This window comes from Dickeya undicola, assembly GCF_000784735.1.
Lineage (GTDB): Bacteria > Pseudomonadota > Gammaproteobacteria > Enterobacterales > Enterobacteriaceae > Dickeya > Dickeya undicola.
The window spans coordinates 139,455-162,705 of the sequence record NZ_JSYG01000008.1 but is presented as its reverse complement, the minus strand read 5'-3'; the positions used below and the strand labels follow the sequence as shown (position 1 = coordinate 162,705).

Annotated in this window: 19 protein-coding genes; 9 read left to right on the top strand and 10 right to left on the bottom strand. The window is 56.4% G+C overall.

Translation table 11 applies throughout. From position 1 onward, the window contains the following. Positions 1 to 8: 8 nt before the first annotated feature. Positions 9 to 2,420 (top strand): DNA topoisomerase (ATP-hydrolyzing) subunit B, encoded by a 2,412-nt coding sequence (gene gyrB / locus OB87_RS04065; RefSeq protein ID WP_033568154.1) that lies wholly within the window; start codon positions 9 to 11, stop codon positions 2,418 to 2,420. Positions 2,421 to 2,548: 128 nt separating this feature from the next. Here gyrB and OB87_RS04060 read toward each other — a convergent pair whose 3' ends face one another. From OB87_RS04060 to OB87_RS04040, 5 genes are all read right to left on the bottom strand, one after another. After that, positions 2,549 to 3,412 (bottom strand): hypothetical protein, encoded by an 864-nt coding sequence (locus OB87_RS04060; protein WP_033568153.1) that lies wholly within the window; start codon positions 3,410 to 3,412, stop codon positions 2,549 to 2,551. A gap of 248 nt (positions 3,413 to 3,660) precedes the next feature. After that, a complete protein-coding gene (locus tag OB87_RS04055; RefSeq protein WP_033568152.1) occupies positions 3,661 to 4,845 on the bottom strand; it encodes an MFS transporter in 1,185 nt (394 codons plus the stop codon). A 178-nt stretch (positions 4,846 to 5,023) separates the two neighbouring features. Further along, complete coding sequence (rsmJ, locus tag OB87_RS04050) at positions 5,024 to 5,776, bottom strand: 16S rRNA (guanine(1516)-N(2))-methyltransferase RsmJ (RefSeq protein ID WP_033568151.1); 753 nt, start codon at positions 5,774 to 5,776, stop codon at positions 5,024 to 5,026. Further along, positions 5,773 to 7,815, bottom strand: coding sequence for an oligopeptidase A (prlC, locus tag OB87_RS04045; protein ID WP_033568150.1), 2,043 nt, complete (start codon positions 7,813 to 7,815; stop codon positions 5,773 to 5,775). The genes rsmJ and prlC overlap by 4 nt, the downstream gene beginning before the upstream one ends. Before the next feature lie 126 nt (positions 7,816 to 7,941). Next, complete coding sequence (locus OB87_RS04040) at positions 7,942 to 8,226, bottom strand: DUF2623 family protein (protein ID WP_033568149.1); 285 nt, start codon at positions 8,224 to 8,226, stop codon at positions 7,942 to 7,944. Between the two features lie 186 nt (positions 8,227 to 8,412). Here OB87_RS04040 and OB87_RS04035 point away from each other — a divergent pair, with 186 nt between their 5' ends. Next, the gene (locus OB87_RS04035; protein WP_033568148.1) at positions 8,413 to 9,255 is read left to right on the top strand and encodes a 23S rRNA (adenine(2030)-N(6))-methyltransferase RlmJ; all 843 of its coding nucleotides are present in this window, start codon (positions 8,413 to 8,415) and stop codon (positions 9,253 to 9,255) included. 43 nt (positions 9,256 to 9,298) lie between these two features. Here the strand turns inward: OB87_RS04035 and rnz are convergent, their stop codons facing one another. After that, positions 9,299 to 10,213: a ribonuclease Z gene (gene rnz, locus OB87_RS04030; RefSeq protein ID WP_033568147.1), complete on the bottom strand. Its 915-nt coding sequence runs from the start codon at positions 10,211 to 10,213 to the stop codon at positions 9,299 to 9,301. Between the two features lie 302 nt (positions 10,214 to 10,515). On the opposite strand from rnz, the gene gorA reads away from it, so the two are divergent. Together gorA and OB87_RS04020 are read left to right on the top strand one after the other, a co-directional pair. Next, on the top strand, positions 10,516 to 11,868 hold the full coding sequence (gene gorA, locus OB87_RS04025) for a glutathione-disulfide reductase (protein WP_033568146.1): 1,353 nt from the start codon (positions 10,516 to 10,518) through the stop codon (positions 11,866 to 11,868). Positions 11,869 to 12,023: 155 nt separating this feature from the next. Further along, positions 12,024 to 12,749 (top strand): GntR family transcriptional regulator, encoded by a 726-nt coding sequence (locus OB87_RS04020; RefSeq protein WP_033568145.1) that lies wholly within the window; start codon positions 12,024 to 12,026, stop codon positions 12,747 to 12,749. 1 nt (position 12,750) lies between these two features. Here OB87_RS04020 and OB87_RS04015 read toward each other — a convergent pair whose 3' ends face one another. Further along, positions 12,751 to 13,398: a YitT family protein gene (locus OB87_RS04015; RefSeq protein ID WP_033568144.1), complete on the bottom strand. Its 648-nt coding sequence runs from the start codon at positions 13,396 to 13,398 to the stop codon at positions 12,751 to 12,753. A 200-nt stretch (positions 13,399 to 13,598) separates the two neighbouring features. Between OB87_RS04015 and OB87_RS04010 the strand changes: the two genes are divergently transcribed. Continuing rightward, positions 13,599 to 14,069 carry an Lrp/AsnC family transcriptional regulator gene (locus tag OB87_RS04010; RefSeq protein WP_012767803.1) on the top strand — a complete coding sequence of 157 codons (471 nt, stop codon included), beginning with the start codon at positions 13,599 to 13,601 and terminating at the stop codon, positions 14,067 to 14,069. Positions 14,070 to 14,071: 2 nt separating this feature from the next. Here the strand turns inward: OB87_RS04010 and OB87_RS04005 are convergent, their stop codons facing one another. Then, positions 14,072 to 15,193 (bottom strand): aminotransferase class V-fold PLP-dependent enzyme, encoded by a 1,122-nt coding sequence (locus OB87_RS04005; protein ID WP_033568143.1) that lies wholly within the window; start codon positions 15,191 to 15,193, stop codon positions 14,072 to 14,074. Positions 15,194 to 15,887: 694 nt separating this feature from the next. On the opposite strand from OB87_RS04005, the gene OB87_RS04000 reads away from it, so the two are divergent. The 4 genes from OB87_RS04000 to OB87_RS03985 are packed head-to-tail and all read left to right on the top strand — an operon-like array spanning position 15,888 to position 20,507. Next, the gene (locus OB87_RS04000) at positions 15,888 to 17,048 is read left to right on the top strand and encodes a KamA family radical SAM protein (protein WP_050515626.1); all 1,161 of its coding nucleotides are present in this window, start codon (positions 15,888 to 15,890) and stop codon (positions 17,046 to 17,048) included. A gap of 22 nt (positions 17,049 to 17,070) precedes the next feature. Then, a complete protein-coding gene (locus OB87_RS03995; RefSeq protein ID WP_033568142.1) occupies positions 17,071 to 18,477 on the top strand; it encodes an ATP-grasp domain-containing protein in 1,407 nt (468 codons plus the stop codon). A gap of 15 nt (positions 18,478 to 18,492) precedes the next feature. After that, on the top strand, positions 18,493 to 19,206 hold the full coding sequence (locus tag OB87_RS03990) for a 2OG-Fe dioxygenase family protein (RefSeq protein WP_033568141.1): 714 nt from the start codon (positions 18,493 to 18,495) through the stop codon (positions 19,204 to 19,206). Positions 19,207 to 19,244: 38 nt separating this feature from the next. Beyond that, complete coding sequence (locus tag OB87_RS03985) at positions 19,245 to 20,507, top strand: MFS transporter (protein WP_033568140.1); 1,263 nt, start codon at positions 19,245 to 19,247, stop codon at positions 20,505 to 20,507. Positions 20,508 to 20,591: 84 nt separating this feature from the next. Here OB87_RS03985 and frc (OB87_RS03980) read toward each other — a convergent pair whose 3' ends face one another. Beyond that, positions 20,592 to 21,830: a formyl-CoA transferase gene (gene frc, locus OB87_RS03980; RefSeq protein WP_033568139.1), complete on the bottom strand. Its 1,239-nt coding sequence runs from the start codon at positions 21,828 to 21,830 to the stop codon at positions 20,592 to 20,594. Positions 21,831 to 21,937: 107 nt separating this feature from the next. After that, positions 21,938 to 23,215: a formyl-CoA transferase gene (gene frc, locus OB87_RS03975; RefSeq protein WP_033568138.1), complete on the bottom strand. Its 1,278-nt coding sequence runs from the start codon at positions 23,213 to 23,215 to the stop codon at positions 21,938 to 21,940. Between the last annotated feature and the right edge of the window lie 36 nt (positions 23,216 to 23,251).

Below are 23,251 nucleotides of genomic sequence, written 5' to 3'. Positions count from 1 at the left end.
AAACGTTGATGTCGAATTCTTATGACTCCTCAAGTATCAAGGTATTAAAAGGGCTGGATGCGGTCCGTAAACGCCCGGGGATGTATATCGGTGATACGGATGACGGAACCGGTCTGCACCACATGGTATTCGAGGTGGTGGACAACGCTATCGACGAAGCGCTCGCTGGCTACTGTAAAGATATTGTCGTGACCATTCATGCCGATAACTCGGTATCGGTGCAGGACGACGGCCGTGGTATTCCGACCGGCATCCACGAAGAAGAAGGCGTGTCCGCTGCCGAGGTCATCATGACCGTGCTGCACGCGGGCGGTAAGTTTGACGACAACTCCTACAAAGTATCCGGTGGTTTGCACGGGGTGGGGGTATCGGTAGTCAACGCCCTGTCCGAGAAGCTGGAACTGGTTATCCGCCGCGAAGGCAAGGTGCATCGCCAGGAATACCGCCACGGCGAACCGCAGGAAAAGCTGAGCGTGGTGGGTGACGCCGACACCACTGGCACCACAGTGCGTTTCTGGCCGAGTCTGGAAACCTTCACCAACGTGGTCGAGTTTGAGTATGAGATTCTGGCTAAGCGCCTGCGCGAACTGTCGTTCCTCAATTCTGGCGTGTCTATCCGCCTGCGCGACGAACGCGAAGAGAACAAGGCCGATCATTTCCACTACGAAGGCGGTATCAAAGCCTTCGTCGAGTACCTGAACCGCAACAAGACACCGATCCACCCACAAGTGTTCTATTTCAGTGCCGAAAAAGACGATATCGGTGTCGAAATCGCCATGCAGTGGAACGACGGTTTCCAGGAAAATATCTACTGCTTTACCAACAATATTCCGCAGCGTGACGGTGGTACTCACCTGGCCGGTTTCCGCGCCGCCATGACCCGCACGCTCAACAACTACATGGACAAGGAAGGCTACAGCAAGAAAGCCAAAGTCAGCGCCACCGGTGACGATGCGCGCGAAGGGCTGATTGCGGTGGTGTCGGTGAAAGTGCCGGACCCGAAATTCTCGTCCCAGACTAAAGACAAGCTGGTGTCTTCAGAGGTGAAATCGGCGGTGGAATCGCTGATGAACGACCGTCTGGTGGACTACCTGATGGAAAACCCCAACGACGCTAAAATCGTGGTCGGTAAGATCATCGACGCCGCCCGCGCCCGTGAAGCCGCGCGCAAGGCGCGTGAGATGACCCGCCGCAAAGGCGCGCTGGATCTGGCCGGTCTGCCGGGCAAACTGGCGGACTGTCAGGAGCGCGACCCGGCGCTGTCCGAACTCTACCTGGTGGAAGGGGACTCCGCGGGCGGCTCAGCCAAACAGGGCCGTAACCGTAAGAATCAGGCCATTCTGCCGCTGAAAGGTAAGATCCTGAACGTGGAGAAAGCGCGTTTCGATAAGATGCTGTCTTCGCAGGAAGTGGCGACGCTGATCACCGCGCTTGGTTGCGGTATCGGCCGCGACGAATATAACCCGGACAAACTGCGTTACCACAACATCATCATCATGACCGATGCGGACGTCGACGGTTCCCACATTCGTACCCTGCTGCTGACCTTCTTCTACCGCCAGATGCCGGAAATCGTCGAGCGCGGCCATGTGTTCATCGCTCAGCCGCCGCTGTACAAAGTGAAGAAAGGCAAGCAGGAGCAGTACATCAAAGACGACGAGGCGATGGACCAGTACCAGATTATGCTGGCGCTGGATGGTGCCTCGTTGCACACCAACGCTCACGCACCGGCGCTGGCGGGCGAACCGCTGGAAAAACTGGTGGCGGATCACTACGGCGTGCAAAAGCTGATCGAGCGTATGGAACGCCGCTATCCGCGTGCGCTGCTTAATGCGCTGGTCTATCAACCTGCCTTGACGGAAGCGATGCTGAACGATCAGGCGCAGGCTCAGCAGTGGATTGACTCGCTGATCCACTATCTCAACGAGAAAGAGCAGCATGGCAGTACGTATAGCTCCCTGCTGCGTCAGTCGAACGAGCGTCATGAGCCGGTGCTGCGGGTGCGTACCCACGGCGTGGATTCGGATTATGCGCTGGATCTGGCGTTTGTGCAGGGCAATGAGTACCGCAAAATCAATCAGCTGGGCGAGAAACTGCGCGGGTTGATTGAAGAGGGTGCCTTTGTTGAGCGCGGCGAGCGCAAACAGCCGGTCGCCAGCTTCGAGCAGGCATTGGATTGGCTGGTGAAAGAGTCACGCCGCGGTCTGGCGATTCAGCGCTATAAAGGTCTGGGCGAGATGAACCCGGAACAGCTGTGGGAAACTACCATGGACCCGGAAAGCCGCCGTATGCTGCGTGTGACGGTGAAGGACGCCATCGCTGCCGACGAACTGTTCACCACCCTGATGGGCGACGCCGTTGAACCGCGCCGCGCCTTTATCGAAGAAAACGCCCTGAAAGCGGCGAATATTGATATCTGATAGAAACTCGTGATGGTAAAAACCCTGTCGTCGCACAGGGTTTTTTTTCAGATATGAGCTTTGTAAGAGATAGTTGTGCTGGTTTCATTTTTTGAAATAAAGTGGCTGTTTGTACAGCCACTTCTAATTTAATCGAATTTCCTTTCCAGCTTGAGATCTAGCTTTTCCGGGAAAGAAGTACTTAGCCATTTCATTTCTTTCCAGTCAAACGGGCAGCGCTCTCCCAGGCTCTCAATATCTTTATCCTCAATACCTTGAGGATTAACCAGCGGCATGCCGATATTTGAGAGCATCAGTTCTGAAAATAAATGTTCGGTTGGCCATAAAATAGCGGATAACCATCGATGCGGTGATTCCCAACCAGTCTTATCCGCGCTTCCTCTGCCACCACGGCCTTCTGGCATTTCAAAAATATAGTTACGCCAGTTTTTATCCCGTAATATATCACGGTAGACTTTAATGAGATCAGGTTTAGCGCTGCTTCTATCCAGACGACCCCAGTTTGCGCAATATTCGACGTTGTCGAGAATAATAATGGTATTTAGTGATGAATTTTGAATTTCCTGCAAAACTTCTTTTCGGGATATACCATCATCGATAATAAAATCCCAATTTGTCTTATGAATAATGCCATCAGTTTCAGCTATGCTGGATGCTTTTATCACAATAAGATTGAAGTTAGAGAATTGGCTTTTGTCGAAGTCTTTGGCATCACAGCTTGTTGCCTTGTATCCGATGCTATTGGATACATCAACCAGAAATTTTATGTATGCATCATCGCTTTCGATCGTGACAACGTTTATGCCTTTGCCCAGTAGGTAAAATGTTGAATTGCCACCGCCAAATTCAAGCGCCTGCATCGGGTGATCAATAAGTGCAGGATACCATTTAAAAACATTATTGAGGAAGGTCGAGAGTCCATCCGTCCACCAGGGAACGACACGAAGATTAAAAGTATTCTTGCTTGGTTGATTTTCTACTAACTCTGTCATCGGTACTTCCTCTTTATTTTTTGCCTGTGCGATACGATAGAGTATAAATTGGGGCGCTGGAGGCATAAGTCTTAAAACGTAGACAATATATGCACCATCTTATGGCACATGCGAATAAAATTCTATGTATATGCGTCAAGATACATGTTGCTGGAAAAAATAGGGCTTCCATTCTCCAGTTGGTGAATCAAGTCTCAGTGGACTGGCAAAAAAAAGCCATTTTTTCAAAGTGATGCAATCTTCCGCTATTAGATTGCCGGTATCCGCTGCCGGGTGCTGTACAGTTCCTGCGCTAGCGCCATCACGGCGGTAACCACCATAAAAATTACCGCCGACCAGAAAATGGCGGAGGGATGGCCCTGATCCAATAGCCAGCCGAATGCGACCGGGCCGACCGCACCGCCGATGTTGAAACCGGTGGTGACGATGCCGAATACCCGGCCTTCCGCGCCAGCGGGGGATATCGCGCGCACCAGCATATCCCGTGATGGAGCGATAATGCCGGAGAGAAAGCCTGCGATGCCCAGAATCAGGATAGTCGCCAGCGAAGGCAGTGGATACACCGCGACAATGGCGACCAACACCGCCGTTATCACCAATGAACCCGTCGCAACCAGCCCGTGATGCCGGGTTTTGTCCGCCAGTGAGCCTCCTGCCAGCACGCCGAAAGCGCTGGTAAACAGAAACGCGGTTAACGCCACATTGGCTTCGGTTAGCGGCATCCCGTAACCATTTACCAGCGCGGTAACCGAGAAGTTCTGAATCGAATTGGTGCTGAGATTCAGCAGCATAAACAGCACCAGCAAGACAAAGACCGGTAGGGTGAAGACACTGACGTGAACGGCCGACCCCGCCTTATGGGCTGCCGCCGTCGTGACCGGCGTTGCTTGTTCGCTCAGCAGCATCGGCACCGTCAACAGCCCCAGCACGCCGGACAACGCAAAGGCAAGCTCGATGTTAGTGACAGACGCGACCGCCAGCAAAACCGCAGGGGCGACGGCGGTGCCGAGAAAACCGGAAAAGGTGTGGACCGAGAAGGCGCGCCCCATGCGGTTTTCGGCGATGCCGCGCGACAACAGCGCGTAATCAGACGGGTGATAGACCGCGTTAGCTAACCCGGCCAATGCCATGGCGATCACCATCCACGGGTAGCTGGTGAACAGACCGAGCGACAGAAAACTGAGACTGCCCAGCGTCAGCCCGGCGATCAGCGTGCGGCGAGGCCCGATACGGTCGACGGCAAAGCCGATCGGCGTTTGCACAATGGCGGAAACGACGTTGAATACGCCGAGGGCGAAGCCGATTTCCACATAACTGATGCCGCGCTGCGCGGAGATCAGCGGCATCAGCGCTGGCAGCACCATCATATGAAAATGACTCACCCAGTGAGCGGCAGAAACCTGTGCCAGTAATGGTAACTTATTTATTTTCATGATTATTGTTTGACGGCTTAGTGCGCAGGAATGATGAGCAATAAGGTTAACATATCGCCAGAACCGTTAGCCGTCTATTTTTAATCAGGGAAGCGTTAATACGAGAGGATGGCAGCCGTCAGTCGTCACAAACAAGGTCGCTGGCCGCTATTGTTAACCGTGCGACCAGAACCCACGATCACTCCGCCTGTGGCAGATAAAAATCAAACCGATGGCTTTTGGTTTCCAGCGCCGACTGAGCGGGTACGCCAGCAAGTGGCGGCGCGTAATCCGGGCGTTTGACCACTACCCGCTTTTTCGCCAGACGGCGCGCCGGTGCCAGCAAGGCGTCGGCGTCATCGTCGGCACCCACCAGCGACTGAAATACCCGCATCTCCTTTTTCACCAAGGCGCTTTTCTGGCGGTGGGGAAACATCGGGTCAAGATAAACCACATCCGGCGGTGGGGTGATAGCGGCCAACGCGTCGATGCTGGAAGCGTGCACCAGCGTCAGGCGCTCGCGCAGCCAGCTACCGATTTCCGGGTCCTGATAACCGCGTTGCAGGCCGTCGTCCAACAGTGCCGCTACCACCGGGTGACGCTCCACCATCCGCACCCGGCAACCGAGCGATGCCAGCACAAAGGCGTCGCGGCCGAGGCCAGCGGTGGCGTCCACCACATCGGGCAGATAGTCTTTTTTAATACCGACCGCCCTGGCGACCGCTTCGCCGCGTCCGCCGCCGAAGCGGCGACGGTGTGCCAGCGCGCCGGAGGCGAAATCCACGCAGATGGCACCCAGTTTGGGCTCATCGCGTTTGCGCAGCTCCAGACGTTCCGGCGTCAATATCAGCGCCAGCGAGGCCGTGGGGTCATCTTCCAGACCCCAGCGCTGGGCCAGTATCGCCAGCGCCTCGGGGTCGGCACCGGCTTGCGTCAGTAAACCAATCCTCATTCCTGAATGCCGTAGTGCTTCAGCATAGCGTCTAACTTAGGTTCACGGCCGCGGAAGCGTTTGAACAGCGTCATCGGCGCTTCGGAACCGCCACGGGACAGGATGTTTTCCAGGAATGACAAGCCGGTGTCGCGGTTAAAAATACCTTCTTCTTCAAAACGGGAGAAGGCGTCGGCCGCCAGCACGTCGGCCCACAGGTAGCTGTAGTAACCTGCGGCATAACCACCCGCGAAGATATGGCTGAAGGAGTGCGGGAAGCGGTTCCACTCCGGGCTTTTCACCACGGAAACCTGCGCTTTCACCTCTGCCAGCGTTTCCAACACGCGCGCGCCTTTAGCCGGGTCATACCCCGCGTGCAGACGGAAATCGAACAGGCCGAACTCCAACTGGCGCAGGATGAACAATGCCGCCTGATAATTCTTGGCAGCCAGCATCTTATCCAGCATTTCCTGTGGCAGTGGTTCGCCGGTTTCGTAATGGCCGGAAATGAACGCCAGCGCGTCCGGCTCCCAGCACCAGTTTTCCATAAACTGGCTCGGCAGTTCGACGGCATCCCACGGCACACCGTTGATACCGGAAACCCCGGCGGTATCGATACGGGTCAGCATATGGTGCAACCCGTGACCGAATTCGTGAAACAGCGTGGTGACTTCATCGTGGGTAAACAGCGCCGGTTTGCCGTTGACCGGGCGGTTAAAGTTACAGGTCAGGTACGCCACCGGTTTTTGCAGCTCACCGTCGGCTTTGCGCAGGCGGCCAACGCAGTCATCCATCCAGGCACCGCCGCGTTTGTGTTCGCGGGCGTACAGATCAAGGTAGAAGCTGCCCAGCAATTCGCCGCCTTCGTTAAATAAGTCGAAGAAACGCACTTCCGGATGCCAGACGTCGACACCCTGGCGCTCTTTGGCGGTGATGCCGTAAATACGTTTCACCACTTCGAACAGCCCTTCCAGTACGCGCGGTTCCGGGAAGTAAGGACGCAGCAATTCATCGCTGATGGAATACAGGTGCTGTTTCTGTTGTTCGGCGTAGTAGGTGATGTCCCACGGGTTCAGTTCATCAACACCAAAGTGTTGTTTGGCGAACGCGCGCAGTTGTGACAGTTCCTGCTCCCCTTGCGGACGGGCACGTTTGGCCAGGTCGGTCAGAAAATCCAGTACCTGCTGCGGGTTTTCCGCCATCTTGGTGGCCAGCGACTTGTCGGCGAAACTCGCAAAACCCAGCAACTGCGCCAGTTCATGACGCAACGCCAGTGTTTGTGCCATCACCTCGCTGTTGTCCCACTTACCGGCGTTCGGGCCTTGCTCAGACGCGCGGGTCACGTAGGCGCGGTACATCTCTTCGCGCAGCGCCTGATTGGAACAGTAGGTCATCACCGGCAGGTAGCTTGGGATATCCAGCGTCAGCAGCCAGCCTTGTTGCTCTTTGGCCTCCGCCAGCGCTTTGGCAGCCGCCAGCGCGCTTTCCGGCATACCGCTCAGCTCGTTGATGTCGGTGACCAGCTTGGTCCAGCCCATGGTGGCGTCCAGCACGTTGTTGCTGAACTGCGAACCCAGTTCGGACAAACGGGAGGCGATGTCGCCGTAGCGTTTTTGTTGTTCCGGCGGCAGCGCAATCCCGGACAGTTCGAAGTCTCGCAGGGCGTTATCCACCGCTTTTTTCTGCGCCACGCTCAGGTTGGCGTAATGCTCGCCATCGCGCAGGTCGCGGTAGGCGCGGTACAACCCGGCGTGCTGGCCTACCCAGGTGCCATATTCAGACAGCAGCGGCAGGCATTGTTCGTAAGCACCGCGCAGCTCCGGACTGTTTTTAACCGAATTCAGGTGACTAACCGGCGAGAAAATCCGCCCCAGCCGATCATCACTTTCCGCCAGTGGCTGACACAGGTTATCCCAGGTGAACGGACCCGGCTGCGCCACCACGCGCTCGACAGTCTGACGGCAGTCGTCCAGCGCCGCCTGCACGGCAGGGAGGATGTGTTCAATCTGAATCTGGGAGAACGGCGGCAGGGTAAAGGAGGCAAGCAATGGATTGGTCATGGCACAGTCCTGAAATCTGTTGATGATGACTTAACATGGGGGGTAATGAAGGGAAAATCAATGGTAAAGGGCACAACAGGCCAAGGCTGACCGGAAAAACGCTGATCAACGCTGGTGCGCCGACGTTCAGGATGATTGATCGTAACCGGCGTAAAACCAGGCTATCAGCGACGGGTTGCTGACATCGGAAAAGAACTCCGCCACGATATCACGCATCAGCCCGTAACGGCGGCACAACTGCCCGGCTTCGAACGCCGCTTGTTGCCTGCCTCTTTGCGAAGCCCGTTGATGCGCGTAGCCACAGACATAGCCGCGGCGATAATCGTCGCAGTAATGACGGATATCACTCATCGATTGCGGCGTGGAGGCTTGCAACCCAGCCAGAATACCGTCGCCAAAGTGGTTTTTCATGAGCGTCGTATCCAGAATATACGATATATAAAATATTATATAACGAAAAGGGCGGGTTGAAAAAGGTGAGTTATTGAACTCCCCCGAGGTGGATAGAGGTGATTGTGGGGTATTTTGTGGCGCTAACCGTTTATACTATGGCGATTAGCGGCAAACGCGCCCTCATTGACCGGAAATCCACACTTTATGCTGAGTTATCGCCACAGTTTTCATGCCGGCAATCATGCCGACGTGTTGAAGCACACTGTCCAGAGCCTGATCATTAATGCGCTGAAAGAAAAGGACAAACCGTTCCTGTATCTGGATACGCATTCCGGCGCGGGCCGTTATCAGTTACAGAGCGAACACGCCGAGCGCACCGGCGAATACCTCGACGGCATTGGCCGTATCTGGCAGCGGGACGATATTCCAGAGGAGCTGGAGCCGTACATGCAAGTGGTGCGCTCCTATAATTCCGGCGACAAGCTGCGTTATTACCCCGGCTCACCGCTGATTGCCCGTCAGTTGCTGCGCGAGCAGGACAAAATCCATCTCACCGAGCTGCACCCCAGCGACTTCCCGTTGTTGCGTCAGGAATTTCTGCGTGACGACCGGGCGCGTGTGGTGCGCGAGGACGGCTACCAGCAGCTGAAAGCCCAGTTGCCGCCGCTGTCACGTCGTGGGCTGATTCTGATCGACCCGCCTTATGAATTGAAAACCGATTATCAGGCGGTGGTGAAAGGCATTCAGGAAGGCTATCGCCGCTTTGCTACCGGCGTGTTCGCGCTGTGGTATCCGGTGGTGCTGCGTCAGCATATCAAACGCCTGCTCAAAGACCTGGAAGACACCGGTATCCGCCGTATTCTGCAAATCGAGCTGGCGGTGCTGCCAGACAGCGATCGTCACGGTATGACCGCCTCCGGCATGATCGTTATTAATCCGCCGTGGAAACTGGAAGCCCAGATGAAAAGCGTGCTGCCGTGGCTACACCAGGCGCTGGTGCCCGGCGGTACAGGCCACACGCGTGTCGAATGGGTAGTACCGGAGTAAGTCGTACCGGAGTAAGCACCCGGCTACCTGTAGCGACGCCGCGTTATATCCGAAAGGTAGCCAAATCTGTGGCAACGTCGGTGGCTGGAAACAGCGTCTGACACTCCTGACGCAGCCGTTCCAGGTCCGCCTGGCCGTAGCGGGCGCTGAAATGGGTGATAATCAACCGCTTCGCCCCGGCGTCTCGCGCGGTGGCGGCGGTTTGCAAGGTGGTGGAGTGGCCGCGTTCGTTGGCGCGTTCCGCCATTGCCCCTTCCACTGTGGCTTCGTGCACCATGACATCGACCCCGGCCGCTAATTTGAGCGCTTCCGGCGTCGGGCGGGTATCACCGAAGACCGCCAGTGACTTGCCCGGCAGTCCGGGGCCGACGTAATTCCAGCCGTTCAGCACCCGCCCGTCATCCAGCGTTACCGTTTCCCCACGTTTCAACTGCTGGAAATAGGCACCGGGTTTAACGCCCTCCGCCGCCAGTTTATCCACGTCCAGTGGACCCGGCTTGGGGCGTTCCTCAATCCGATATCCCAGGCAATACAGGGTGTGCGACAGCTCATGCGCCGTCACCCGTAACTGGTGGTCTTCAAACACGATACCGGGAGCGATTTCCACGATGTCCAGCGGATAAGTGAGCCGGGAGCCGCTCATCGCCAGTGCGGTTTCGACGAAGGTTTTCAGCCCGGCCGGGCCGTAAAGCGTCAGCGGCGTCTCTATGCCCGCCATGGAGCGCGAGCAGAGCAGGCCGGGCAGCCCGAACAGATGGTCGCCGTGCAGATGGGTGATAAAAATCTTCTCCAGTTTGCCGGGTTTGACTGGGGTGCGCAGAATTTGGTGCTGGGTGCCTTCACCGCAGTCAAACAGCCAGAACGCCGGGCGAATACCGTGCAGATCGAGCGCGATGCTGGTGACATTACGCTCTTTGGTGGGCACGCCCGCGCTGGTGCCGAGAAAAATCAGTTCCATGCAACGCTCCGAAAGTTAACCTGTTTTTTTAGCATCGTGTCATTTTACCTATCGCACCGATTTTCAAAACCGTTGCGAACCGCTACGCATTTCTTCATACAATCCCGCTTTCTGTCTTTGCCGGATACCGATCGCTGGCGTTACACTTTTCCCCAGCATGACATTTTTCGCTGGCGTTACATTTTTTCGTCGGCGTTACACTGTGAACCGTATTCCGCCATCAGCGCCAATATCGATGTGCCGACGGGATACGGTCTGTTTACTTTTATTGAATGTTTATCGAAAGCAAGTGTGGAGCCCTGATGACCAGACATTATGACTATCTCGCCATTGGTGGCGGCAGCGGTGGCATTGCCTCCATCAACCGTGCGGCCATGTATGGAAAGAAATGTGCGCTGATTGAAGCCAAACACCTGGGCGGCACCTGCGTCAATGTCGGGTGTGTACCGAAGAAGGTGATGTGGCACGCCGCTCAGATTGCCGAAGCCATTCATCAATACGGGCCGGATTATGGCTTTGATGTTACCGTCAATCAGTTCAACTGGGATACGTTGCTGAAAAACCGCAGCGCCTACATTGACCGTATCCATCAGTCCTACAATAACGTGCTGGGGAAAAATCAGGTCGAGGTGATTCAGGGCTTTGCCCGTTTCGTGGATGCGAAAACGGTGGAAGTGAATGGCGAGCGCATCACCGCCGACCATATCCTGATCGCCACCGGCGGTCGGCCGACGCGCCCGGCGATTCCTGGAGCGGAATATGGCATTGATTCCGATGGTTTCTTTGAACTGACCGCCTTGCCGAAGCGGGTGGCGGTGGTCGGTGCTGGTTATATCGCGGTGGAAATCGCCGGTGTGCTGAACGCGCTCGGCTCCGATGTTCACCTGTTTGTGCGCAAGCACGCGCCGTTGCGCCAGTTCGACCCACTGATTGTAGACACCCTGGTAGAAGTGATGAATACCGAAGGCCCGGCGCTGCATACCGAGTCCATTCCCAACGCGGTGGTGAAAAATGCCGACGGCAGCCTGACGCTGCAACTGGAAAACGGGCATGAGCAAACCGTAGATTGCCTGATTTGGGCGATCGGCCGCGAACCGGCGAACGATAATATCAATCTGGACGCAGCGGGCGTGAAGCTTAACAGCAAAGGCTACATCGTGGTGGATAAGTTCCAGAACACCAATGTACCGGGCATTTACGCGGTGGGTGACAACACCGGTGCCGTTGAACTGACGCCAGTTGCGGTGGCGGCGGGGCGTCGTCTGTCTGAACGGTTGTTCAATAACAAGCCGGACGAGCATCTGGATTACAGTAACATTCCGACCGTGGTGTTCAGCCATCCGCCGATCGGCACCGTCGGGTTGACCGAGCCGCAGGCGCGTGAGCAGTACGGCGATGAACAGGTGAAAGTCTACAAATCGGCTTTTACCGCCATGTACACCGCGGTGACGCAGCACCGTCAGCCGTGCCGCATGAAGCTGGTATGCGTAGGGCCGGAAGAGAAAATCGTTGGTATACACGGCATCGGCTTCGGCATGGATGAAATCCTGCAAGGTTTTGCGGTGGCGGTGAAGATGGGCGCGACCAAAAAAGACTTCGACAACACCGTGGCGATTCATCCAACGGCGGCGGAAGAGTTTGTCACCATGCGTTAACGCGTAACACCGTGATGTGCTTACGGTGGTGACGGCGTGATGGTACAACACGACGAACGCTACAGGGTGATAACGACGCGGTTAGCACTACGCAGTGACAATCAGGGTGAGGTTCTCCTCACCCTGATTCATTTGGGTCAGTAATACCCCAGCGGATTCCACCACACCATTCTGACCGCCAAGGCCAGCAGGACATTGTTTCCGGCAAGTACCCCGTCGGCGCGCTTTTCCCGACTGAAAAGGCGCTCTGCGAGGTGTATCAGGCCAGCCGACATACCGTGCGGGAAGCGCTGCGCGAGCTGACCGAACAGGGGCTGATCTCAAGACGTAAAGGTGCCGGGACCCATGTCACCGATGCCAGAGAAGGGAACACGAATCACCCGCTGGCCAACCTGGAAGATTTGCTGGCGCTGGCCCGGAATAATTTGCGGGTGGTGAAAAAGATTGATGAGATCGTCGCTGATTATGAATTGTCGCAAATCATCGGTTGCCCGCCGGGGTCGCGCTGGCTGCATATCGCGAGTATTCGGGAAGACAGCATCAAGCCGGACGCGCCGATTTGCTGGACGGACAGCTACGCCAGCGTTGCCTACGATAAGGTCCGGCGTCTGGTGCGTAGCGACCCGTTTTCGCTGATCAGCGATTTGATCGAAAACCACTATGGCGTGAAAAGCAAAGAAGTACACCAGACCATTACTGCGGTTGGCGTACCGGCCAAAATCGCCAAACAGCTAGGAGTGGAAGCGGGCTCACCCGCGTTGAAAATCATACGGCGTTATGTGGATCGCAACGGCGAAACCTTTGAAACCACTATCTCCATTCACCCCGCCGGGCGATATACCTGTTTGATCGTCCTGCAACACCATGATGGGAATAGCTAGTTCACCCGCCCTGATAGCGCCCCGGCTTATGCCAGTTCATCAGCATGGCGTTCATCGCCAGTGCGCTGAGTGCCGACCACAGCAGTAGGTGCACGGGCATGGTGATCATCGAGACGGCGAACACCAGCACATCCAGCAGCATCTGGCTTTTGCCCGCGTTGATGTTGAAGCGTTTGTAGAGCCACAGGGTGACGACGCCGGTGCCGCCGACCGAAGCATTGTGGCGGGCCAGCGAGAGGATGCCCATGCCGAGAAAGGTGCCGCCCACCAGGGCGGAAAACAGCGGATGAATGTAATTGATGCTCAGCAGGTAGGGCACCGCCTGAGTGGCGGCACTCAGAGCGATGTTGACGATCAGCGTTTTCAGCGTAAAGGCGCGCCCCATGCTGAAGTAGCAGAAAACCATGAACGGGATGTTGGCAAGGATAAACAGTACGCCGATCGACAGTGGAACAAAGTAGGAAAGCAGTAAAGCGATGCCCGCGATCCCACCGGTGACCATACCGGACAGTTTCAGCATGTTCAGGCCGAAGGCGATAAACATTACCCCCAGCATCAGGCCGTACACGTCGTCTTTCAGGGTGTGAGCCAGCCCCGGCTTCTGGCCGGTTTCCGCTGCCTTGGGTAGCACGACAGACTCTTTCAGCACGGGTGTTGCCCTCTCAACGCGATCTTGTCTGATTTAGCCATAAGAAATGCATATATTTGCGTCTTTCATGACTGAACATTCATTTATGGCGCTCAACTTAACATTGATCACGGAGTGATTTTTAACTAAAAGAAAAGCCGTTTATCCATTAAATTAGGGGTAATCACTCATCGTAATGGCATAAATAGAGACTTTCACTCATGAAGATCGACCGCATCGACGCACAGATTTTGAATGAGCTACAGCAGGATGCGCGGCTGAAAACCACCGAACTGGCCGAACGGGTATGCCTGTCGGCCACGCCCTGCACCCGGCGGCTGAAGCAGTTGGAAGACGCAGGTATGATCGACCGCTATGTGACGCTGCTGGATCAGGAAAAGGCCGGGTTTCCGGTGAACGCGTACATTTCGCTGACGCTGGAGCCGAAGTCGGAAGCCACCTTCCGCAAGTTCGAACAGCAGATCGCCACCTTCGACGAAGTGATGGAGTGCCACCTGATGTCCGGCAGCCACGATTTCATGCTGCGGGTGGTGGCCGCCAGCCTGTCGGATTTCGAGAAATTCTTGCAGAAGAAGCTGATCAAAATCGAAGGACTGCGTGATGTGCAGTCCTCGTTTTCACTGCGGCGGCTGATTCACAAAACCGCGCTGCCGGTTAAGGCGACGGTGTGACGTCAGGCGGCGAATTCGCCGCTGGCGACCAGAAAATCGATCAACGCGGTCAACGTTTTCAGGTCGTCAAAGGCGATGTTGTGAAACAGCGCGATGCGTAACTGATTGCGCCCCAGCGCCCGGTAGCCTTCGATGCCGTGCGCCAGCCCTTGTTCGTCCAGATAGCGGGTCAGCTTGTCCACGGAGATCGTATCCGCCACGTCGATGGTGGCGACGGTGGTGGAGCGAAACGCCGGGTCGGCCACATAGGCGGACAGATAATCCCGGTCGGCAGCCCACTGATACAACAGCGCCGCTTTAGCGGCGGCCTGACGTTCCACCTCGGCGAAACCCAGCGCGTTCATGCGTTTGACCTGCTCGGCGAACAGGAACAGCGTCACCACCGCCGGAGTATTGTAAGTCTGCTGCTGGTCGCTGTTGCTCAGCGCCAGCCGCCAGTCGGCGAACGCCGGGATATAGCGGCTGGGATCGGCGGCGATCTCGGCGATCCGCGCTTTGGCCTGCGGCGACAAAATAGCGACAAACAGCCCGCCTTCGCTGGCGAACACCTTCTGCGGCGAGAAGAAGAACACATCCACGCGGGACAGGTCGCAGGCGATTTGCCCCGCGCCGCTGGTGGCGTCTACCGCCAGCAGGCAATCCTCGCCGACCTCGGGTAAACGGGTGTTCATCACCCCGGTGGAGGTTTCATTCAGCGTACAGGCCACCACGTCCGCGCCTTCCGTCACAAACGCGGTGTTTGCCTGGCCGTATTCCACCGTGGCACTGTCTGCCTGAATCCACGGAATCCGGCGCGAGGCTTTGAACCATTTGTCGGAGAACTCGCCGCAGGTGTGGTGGACGATGCGCTTTCTGACCAGCCCGAGGCCAACCATGTCGAACAGCGCGGTGGCACCACCGTTACCCAGCACAATGCTGTAGTCGTCCGGCACCGACAGGTAATCCCGCAGGCCCTGCTGAATCTCGCGGCACAGCGCGCGCACCGGCTCCTTGCGGTGGCTGGTGCCCAGCAGATGCGGCCCTTTGTCTTTCAGTTGCGTCAGGTCGTCGAGCTGAATCAACGACGGGCCGCAGCCAAAACGGGGGTCGGCTGGAATCAGTGCTTCAGGAAGGGTTATCGCCACACGTCTCTCCTCGGGTTCTGTATTGTTTTCATGATGTTGTTGCCATGAGAATACGCAGGATAGAAGAAAAGCGGTACGACTATTTCAACCAGATAGCACGGTGGCGTTGGTGCTGAAAGTAGGCATTATAGGGAAATACGATACCAAAATGTTAACTATCTGTTTGCAAAAAACTCATTTTGTTATATACCCTAAATAATTCGAGTTGCAGGAAGGCGGCAACCGAGTGAATCCCCAGGAGCTTACATAAGTAAGTGACTGGGGTGAGTGAGGGCAGCCAACGCACCTGCAACTTGAAGTATGACGGGTATAACAATAATAACGGTAATGTTATTGGCAAGGGCGATGGTGGTTGTCGCCAGTCATGATATTGATTTTTTTTCCAAAATATAATTTTTCAAAGAGAATCGCTTTTTCCAAAAGAATAAGTTATTGCAAACTGAATTATTTCTCAATGCCTGAACGGTTGGCTATGTGAACGCCAGGAACGCATATTTCAATGTAAAGTATCGCCGGTCTGCTATTGTTATTTTTTCATGTAATCGTATTTTTATCTTTTCACGTTAGTCGTTCTATTATTTATTCTGATTTAATGTGACATTAAAAATACCGACTTCATCTCATGAAGAGAAATAACGATCAGCAGCCTGACGTGACTTTGCATCGCTGAAAACACGGTGATCACGGAGGCAATATGGATATATCAGTAACCGAACTGGCGTTATTCCCGGCAGAAGAACGTTCACGATGGACGGATTGGCGCTGGCAGCAGAAAAACGCGATTCGGGACGAACCGGCATTACGGGCGGCTTGCGGCGGCTGGAGCGAGGAGGTGGCGCAGCGCATTGTCCGTAATCTCAACGACCGCAAAATGCAGATCACGCCGTATTATGCCGACCTGATACGACAAGCCGCGTACAAGGATATTGTCGATAATCCGCTGTGGCGTCAGGTGGTGCCGTTTTGGCACGATGATGGCGTAACCGGTTACGACGGCGAATCAGAAAACTGGGAATTGTCGCATGAAATGAAAACACCGATTTGTCAGCACAAATATGACAATCGGGTTATTTTACGGATGGTCAATACCTGTAATTCCTACTGCCAATTCTGTTTTGAAGCGCTGCGAACGTTAAAGGTCGATTCGGAAAAAGAGAATGCCGGGCGAAAAGCCTTTCAGGATTCGCTGGATTATATTCGCACTACCCCCGAGGTGGAGGAAGTTATTCTCAGCGGCGGTGATCCGATGATGCTGACGGATGCCAAGTTGGATGAGTGCCTGGGGGCTATTCGTAATATCCGTGACTCCCTATTGATTCGTATTCATTCCCGTTCGCTGACCTTCAACCCTTACCGTATTACCGATAATCTGCTGGATATTCTCCGGCGGCACCGCGTTAATGCCTTTGGGGTGCACGTTTGTCATCCGCTGGAATTGAGCGGCGCATTCCGCGATGCGGTAAAACGTATTCAGCAGGTGGTGCCGATTGTGTTTTCCAATATGCCGTTGCTGCGCGGCGTGAATGACAATGAGGAAACGCTCAAAACGCTGTTTATCGAATTATATCGCATGGGGGTCAAGCCCTATTATTTATACCACTTTATGCCGTTTTCGCCGGGCGCTTCGGAATACAAGGCATCGATTCGCGATGCCATCGCCATCATGAATCGGCTGAAACGCCGGGTATCCAATATTGCGCTGCCGGAGTACGTGCTGCCTCACGCCAAAGGGAAATTCACCGTGCCGTTGCTCAGCAGCGTGGAAGAGATACCGCAGTTTGAAGATATCGACGGAACGCGTTTTTACCGTTTCACCAACTGGCAGGGCGATGTGTGCCGCTGGCAGGACAGCTAACCGCGACACAGGGAGAACCGGCATGAAACCTGAAGCGATTTTGTTTGTTGATGTCAACGATACCGCGGTTCCCGTCTATACCTACCGCGAGCCGCACTTCGCCGCCGCGCGCCGCCGGGGGCTGGTGTGCCTGACGGCGGCATGGCGCGGCCACCGGCAACCTCAGCGGCTGGAGGCGGACAGCGATGAGGTGTTCTGGCTGCCGACGCTCTCGGTGGCGTCGCTGGATGCGCTGCTGCGGCAACTGGCCGAGCGTTATCAGGTGCGGGCGGTGTTGTGTCACGCCGGACACGCCTCGCCGCTGGGGCAGATGGGGTGTCTGGTGGCGGAGCTGTGCCAGCGTCATGGACTGGTCTACAGCACCGCGCAGGCGGTGGACCACTGTAATAACAAGTTCCTGATGCGTCAGGCGCTGGCGTGGGCTGGTGTTCGGTCCGTGGACTATGCGCTGTGCCATGATGAAGCGGAATTGCAGCGCGAGGCCGAGCGGGTCGGTTACCCGCTGATCGCCAAACCGCCCTACGGGGCGGCTTCCGCCTTCATTCGCAAATGCCTCGACTGGCCGCAGTTGCGGGCTTATTACCACACCTTTCTCGCACAGTATGATCGCGCATCCGTCGCCAGTTTCTATGGCGAATCACACCATTTCACCGATCTTGACGGACATTCACACCGCTATGTCCCCGGCCGTTCGGTTCTGCTGGAATCCTATATCGACGGCGTTGAGGGCAGTGTAGAGTGCGTGGCGACAGCGCAGGCGGTTTTCCCGGTACTGATAAATGAAAAGCTGTTGCTGACCACGCAAGGCACCACGGTGCTGGAAAACCTGCTGATTACGCCGCCGGTTTCCTTCTCCGACGTACAGCAGCAACAGATTCGGGAATACGCCGTCGCCTGCCTGCAAGCGGTGGGGCTGACTTACGCCGTGGCGCATGTCGAGTTCCGTATGACGGCATCGGGGCCGGTGGTTATCGAGGTCAATCCGCGGCTGGGCGGGCTGTACGTGAACGCGGCGTTTCAGGATATCGCCGGGCTGGACCCTTACGATCTGTACCTGTCTTTGCTGCTGGCGGAGGAGGGGATTGAGGCGTCGGTGCGCACGGCCTGCGAGCGTGCCGCTGGAAACCGGCAGCACTATTCGATGTTCGCGCTTTATCCTCCCGCCAGCGGTTATTTCAACGGTTTTGATGGTCTGGCGTGGGTCGAGCGTCACCCGGCGGTACTGGCGTTTGGTCATTATCCGGTGGGGCATTACGTGGATGCCGATATCGAAGAGCATTACCTGTTCAAAGGGTGGGCTCGCGTCGCGTCGGCACAAGACGCGCAGGCGCTGTACGACGCATTGCAGCACCACCTCCGCCCACAGATCGACCCGATGCCGCTCACCGTTGCTGACGGCGTAGCGCCCGCGCCTGTCGCGATGCGTTAACTCAGGAAAATCACTATGAATACAGACAGGATTGTTGAACAACTGGCGCAGCAGGATTATTGCCATTTTGCCACCAGCCGGGAGTGGATTGCGGTGGAACCGGAGGAAGAAAAGACCTTCAAAGCCTACTGGGATAATCTGGCCGAGGATGAAAACTTCAAAAGCTACACCTGCCGTGAACGGCGGATTTTGCGGTTTTTCCACCAGCCCGGCCACCCGCTGCGACTGAATACCGACGCGGATTACCGCTCCACGGTGAAATACGACATCGACTACAAACCAGGGCCGAACCACCTGCAGTATGCCGAAGCGGGGTTTATCCACCACCCGTTGTTACAGCGCATCGTGGCGACGGATATCGCGATGATGCGCCGCTGGATGGTGGCCGATCAGCAATATGCTGTCGATATCCATCAGTTTCGGGTCAGGGCGGAAAAAGGGCACAGCAGCCCGACCACCTCCGGCATTCATCAGGATGGCATGGCGTGGATTTGTATGCATTTCATTCAGAGTGTGGATACACAGCCGGTGGTGTCTGAAATTTTCACCTCGGCGCAGGAAACCTCCCCACCGTTGCTGGCAACGGCGATGAGCCGGTTTCTGGAGACGCTGATTGTGAATGACAAAAAGCTGTACCACCGCGCCGGGCCAGTTCGACCGGCAGCGACGGCGGAGTCCGCCTACCGGGATTTATTGCTGGTGACGTTTCGGCCGGTGCAGGAGTGTTAACAGGGAACACAACAGGGAAAACAAAAAGGTAATCCGTCATGGCTGAGCATCATGATATCGACATGGGACAATCCCGGCGTAATGCCGGGTTGATCATTGCCGCGCGTTTTATTTCCGACTTTGGCGCGTTTCTGAATATGGTGGCGCTGTCCACCTACGTTTATCTGCTGAGCAACAGTGTGGTGAGCGTCAGTATTTTTCTGGCCTGCCGGGTGGCGGGCGGGCTGCTGGCGAGCCTGATCGGTACGCCGTTTTTCCGCCGCTTTCAGGGGCGTGCCTCGCTTGTCGGCTTCGACCTGCTGCGGGCGGCGTTGCTGTCGCTGTTGTTGGTGTTACCGCCAACGTGGCAGTTGCCGCTGCTGCCGATGATCGCGCTGGGTGTGGGGGTGGGGAACGCTATGTTTGCGATTGGGCTTAACAGCCAGTTGCCCTACTGGGTGGAAAGTTCGATGCGGCTCGGCACCAACGCCTGGCTGACGTCGGTGGCGGCCAGCGGCGCGGTGCTGGGCAGCCTGGTGTCGGGCCTGCTGGTCGCCGGTTTTGGCTATCCGGTGGTGTTTGCGCTGAACGTGGCGACCTATCTGGCTGCCGCGCTGCTGATTTTGCCGCTGCGTTGGGTAGAAAAGCCGCAGCCGCGAGCCAGCCAGCGCGACAGGCTTGGCGAGTGGCGTCAACTGAAAGCAGGGCTGCGCGGCGCGCCGATGTTGGCGGGCATGTTGATCGTCACTATGGCGGACACGCTTGGCAGCGCCGCGCATAACGTGGGTTTCCCGGTATTGTCTGCTCTCATTTCTCCCGATAGCGCCAGTAAGACCATGGGGTTGATGCTGGCGCTGTGGGCGGTAGGAAAATTCGTCGGTGCGCGGGTCAGTGGTTTTTGGCTCAGACAAGGGCAGCGCCGGGCGATGGAACGGGTCTTTTTCATCGGCGTGGCGCTGATGTCCACCGGGTTTATTCTGACCTTCCAGCAGACCGGGCTGATGTGGCTGCTGGTGTTTGTGGTGTGGGCGGGCATTGGCGATGGTGTGGCGGAAGTCAGCTTGATCTCGCGCGCACAGAGCGAGCCGGAATCTTTGCGTCTGCCTATTTTCAGCCTGCTGACGTTGATGCAGATGACCGGGTTTGGTATCGGCATGTTGGTGGTCGCGCCGTTCTATGTATGGTGGACGCCCGCAGCGGTGATTGTGCTGTTCCACGGTTTGCCGCTGACCATGCTGCTGGTGGTGCAAGGGTGGGCTTATCGCTATCGTCAGCGTGTCCTGGTCACCGAGGGGGATGTGGCGAAACCGCGCGATGTGTAATGGGAGAGCGCTGCCGGTACAGGGCCGGTGACAGACAGGATGCCACCGACCGCCCCGTCAGTATCAACAAGAGGCATCGCGTCATCAAATCACCTGCTTGTCGCGCAGGGCCGCTACGGTTGCACTGTCATAGCCCAGTTCCCGCAGAACCTCATCGGTATGCTCGCCGTGCAGAGGGGAGCGGGTGACATCCACCGGGCTGTCGGACATTTTTATCGGCATACCTACGGTGGTGTACCTGCCACGTGTGGGGTGATCAACCTCGACGATGGTGCCGCTGGCGCGCAGCGCATCGTCACGGGCAAGCTCCTTCATCGACAGCACCGGGCCGCAGGGGATGTCGTAGTGGTTAAGGATTTCCATCACCTCGAATTTGTTCTTGGTCATGGTCCACTGTTCGATGCGCTGAAAGATAGCGTTGAGTCTGGGCAGGCGGGCCGCGGGGGTGCTGAAACGCTCGTCCTCGGCCCAGCCTGGCTCACCGATCAGGTTACATATTGCAGGCCAGACCGCCGCCTGAGCGATGAAATAGAGGTAGGCGTTGTGGTCGGTTTCCCAGCCTTTGCATTTGAGGATAGAACCCGGCTGGCCGCCACCCGACGCGTTGCCAGCGCGCGGCACCGCGTCGCTATGCGGGAATGGCGGATATTCCTGCAATACGCCAGTGCGTTCCAGCCGTTGCTGGTCACGCAATTTAACCCGGCATAGATTGAGCACGGCGTCTTGCATCGACACCGACACTTTTTGCCCGCGCCCCGTGGTATGGCGCTGGAAAAGTGCCGAGACAATACCCAGCGCCAGGTGCAAGCCTGAGCCTGAATCGCCGATCTGCGCGCCGGTCACCATCGGCAGGCCATCGTTGAAGCCGGTGGTTGATGCCGCGCCGCCCGCACATTGGGCGACATTCTCGTAAGATTTGCAGTCCTCGTAGCGACCTGGCCCGAAGCCCTTGACCGAGGCGAGGATCAGGCGTGGATTGGTGGCGTGGATGTGCTCCCAGGTCAGCCCCATGCGGTCCAGCGCGCCGGGCGCAAAGTTCTCAACCAGTACATCGCCGCGTCGGATCAGGCTATCCAGTACTTGCAAGCCTTCGGGGGTTTTGGTGTTGAGGGTGACGGCGCGTTTGTTGTGGTTCAGCATCGTAAAATACAAACTGTCCACGCCGGGGATATCGCGTAATTGCTTGCGTGTCGCGTCACCCTCGCCGACGCGTTCGATCTTGATAACGTCAGCACCCATCCAGGCGAGTAACTGGGTGCAGCTTGGGCCAGACTGAACATGGGTGAAATCGATAATTCTGATCCCGTCTAATGCTTTGCTCATGATAATTCTCCTCGACTCTCATTCACTTTGGTGCGATTCACCGCGCTTCATCATTCCTCGGTCTGTTTGCCCTGAGCGTCAGTAGCGACGGTCAGGGCGTGCCGTGCTTACACCGCTTTAGCTGTGTGAATGCGCGCGATCTGCTCTTGCGAGTAGCCCAGTTCCGCCAGTACGTTGTCGGTGTGCTCGCCGAGCAGCGGCGAGGCGGTAATCTCAGGTTTGAGAGTCGAGAACTTGATTGGGCAACCGACGGTCCAGTAACTGCCGCGTACTTTGTGCGGCACTTCGACGATGGAACCGCTCTTACGCAGCGATTCGTCGTGCAGCAGTTCCTTCATCGACATCACCGGCGCACAGGGGATGCCGAACTTACCGAAGTATTCCACCGCGTCGAATTTGTCTTTACCGGTCCTCAGAATGAAGCTTTCAATGGCACCGAAAATATCCATGATATGCGGCTGGCGCGCTTTCGGGGTGGTAAACGCCGGGTCTTCCCGCCATTCAGGGCGCTCTATCGCATCGCAAATCGGCGTCCATACCAGGTCTTGTACCGTGAAGTAGATGTAGGCATTGGGGTCTGTCTCCCAGCCTTTACACTTGAGGATCCAACCGGGCTGACCACCACCACCGGCATTACCGCCGCGTGGCACCACGTCGGAGAACGGTTCATGCGGATACTGCGGGTACTCTTCCAGATAACCGACGTTATCCAAACGCAGTTGATCGCGCATTTTGACGCGGCAGAGGTTGAGCACGGCGTCCTGCATGGCACAGGCGACTTTCTGCCCTTTGCCGGTTTTCTGGCGGCCGATATAGGCAGTCAGAATACCGATGGCTAAATGCATACCGGTATTGCTGTCACCCAACGCGGCGGCCGAAATGGTTGGCACGGCATTCTCACCCTTCCACCAGCCGGTGGTTGAAGCGGCACCACCGGCGCATTGCGCCACGTTTTCATAGGCACGCAGGTGTTCGTAGTGGTGGCCTTCGCTGAAGCCTTTGACGGAGGCAAGGATCATGCGAGGGTTCAGTTCCTGAATGTGCTCCCAGGTAAATCCCATGCGGTCCAACGCGCCGGGGCCGAAGTTTTCCACCATCACGTCACATTCTTTGATCAGTCGGGTCAGCACTTCCTTGCCCTCGGGCTTTTTAGTATCCAGTGTGAGTGAGCGCTTATTGCTGTTGAGCATGGTGAAATACAGAGCGTCCGCATCCGGGATGTCGCGTAATTGGTTACGGGTGATGTCGCCCGAACCCGGACGTTCGATTTTGATCACGTCGGCACCGAACCACGCCAGCATTTGTGTACAAGCCGGGCCTGCCTGTACGTGGGTGAAATCGATGATTTTGACGCCAGCCAACGGCAAGTCTTTTTTATTATTCATGGTGTTATCTCCATTTTATCGATGAATGACCAAAGC

What these genes read in the sequence shown, in the direction of transcription:
- prlC (WP_033568150.1), bottom strand. Translation starts at nt 7,815, where the DNA reads ATGACCAATCCATTGCTTGCCTCCTTTACCCTGCCGCCGTTCTCCCAG.
- rsmJ (WP_033568151.1), bottom strand. Translation starts at nt 5,776, where the DNA reads ATGAGGATTGGTTTACTGACGCAAGCCGGTGCCGACCCCGAGGCGCTG.
- OB87_RS03985 (WP_033568140.1), top strand. Translation starts at nt 19,245, where the DNA reads ATGGCTGAGCATCATGATATCGACATGGGACAATCCCGGCGTAATGCC.
- OB87_RS04035 (WP_033568148.1), top strand. Translation starts at nt 8,413, where the DNA reads ATGCTGAGTTATCGCCACAGTTTTCATGCCGGCAATCATGCCGACGTG.
- gorA (WP_033568146.1), top strand. Translation starts at nt 10,516, where the DNA reads ATGACCAGACATTATGACTATCTCGCCATTGGTGGCGGCAGCGGTGGC.
- OB87_RS04040 (WP_033568149.1), bottom strand. Translation starts at nt 8,226, where the DNA reads ATGAAAAACCACTTTGGCGACGGTATTCTGGCTGGGTTGCAAGCCTCC.
- OB87_RS04010 (WP_012767803.1), top strand. Translation starts at nt 13,599, where the DNA reads ATGAAGATCGACCGCATCGACGCACAGATTTTGAATGAGCTACAGCAG.
- frc (WP_033568138.1), bottom strand. Translation starts at nt 23,215, where the DNA reads ATGAATAATAAAAAAGACTTGCCGTTGGCTGGCGTCAAAATCATCGAT.
- rnz (WP_033568147.1), bottom strand. Translation starts at nt 10,213, where the DNA reads ATGGAACTGATTTTTCTCGGCACCAGCGCGGGCGTGCCCACCAAAGAG.
- OB87_RS03995 (WP_033568142.1), top strand. Translation starts at nt 17,071, where the DNA reads ATGAAACCTGAAGCGATTTTGTTTGTTGATGTCAACGATACCGCGGTT.
- OB87_RS04060 (WP_033568153.1), bottom strand. Translation starts at nt 3,412, where the DNA reads ATGACAGAGTTAGTAGAAAATCAACCAAGCAAGAATACTTTTAATCTT.
- OB87_RS04055 (WP_033568152.1), bottom strand. Translation starts at nt 4,845, where the DNA reads ATGAAAATAAATAAGTTACCATTACTGGCACAGGTTTCTGCCGCTCAC.
- OB87_RS03990 (WP_033568141.1), top strand. Translation starts at nt 18,493, where the DNA reads ATGAATACAGACAGGATTGTTGAACAACTGGCGCAGCAGGATTATTGC.
- frc (WP_033568139.1), bottom strand. Translation starts at nt 21,830, where the DNA reads ATGAGCAAAGCATTAGACGGGATCAGAATTATCGATTTCACCCATGTT.
- gyrB (WP_033568154.1), top strand. Translation starts at nt 9, where the DNA reads ATGTCGAATTCTTATGACTCCTCAAGTATCAAGGTATTAAAAGGGCTG.
- OB87_RS04000 (WP_050515626.1), top strand. Translation starts at nt 15,888, where the DNA reads ATGGATATATCAGTAACCGAACTGGCGTTATTCCCGGCAGAAGAACGT.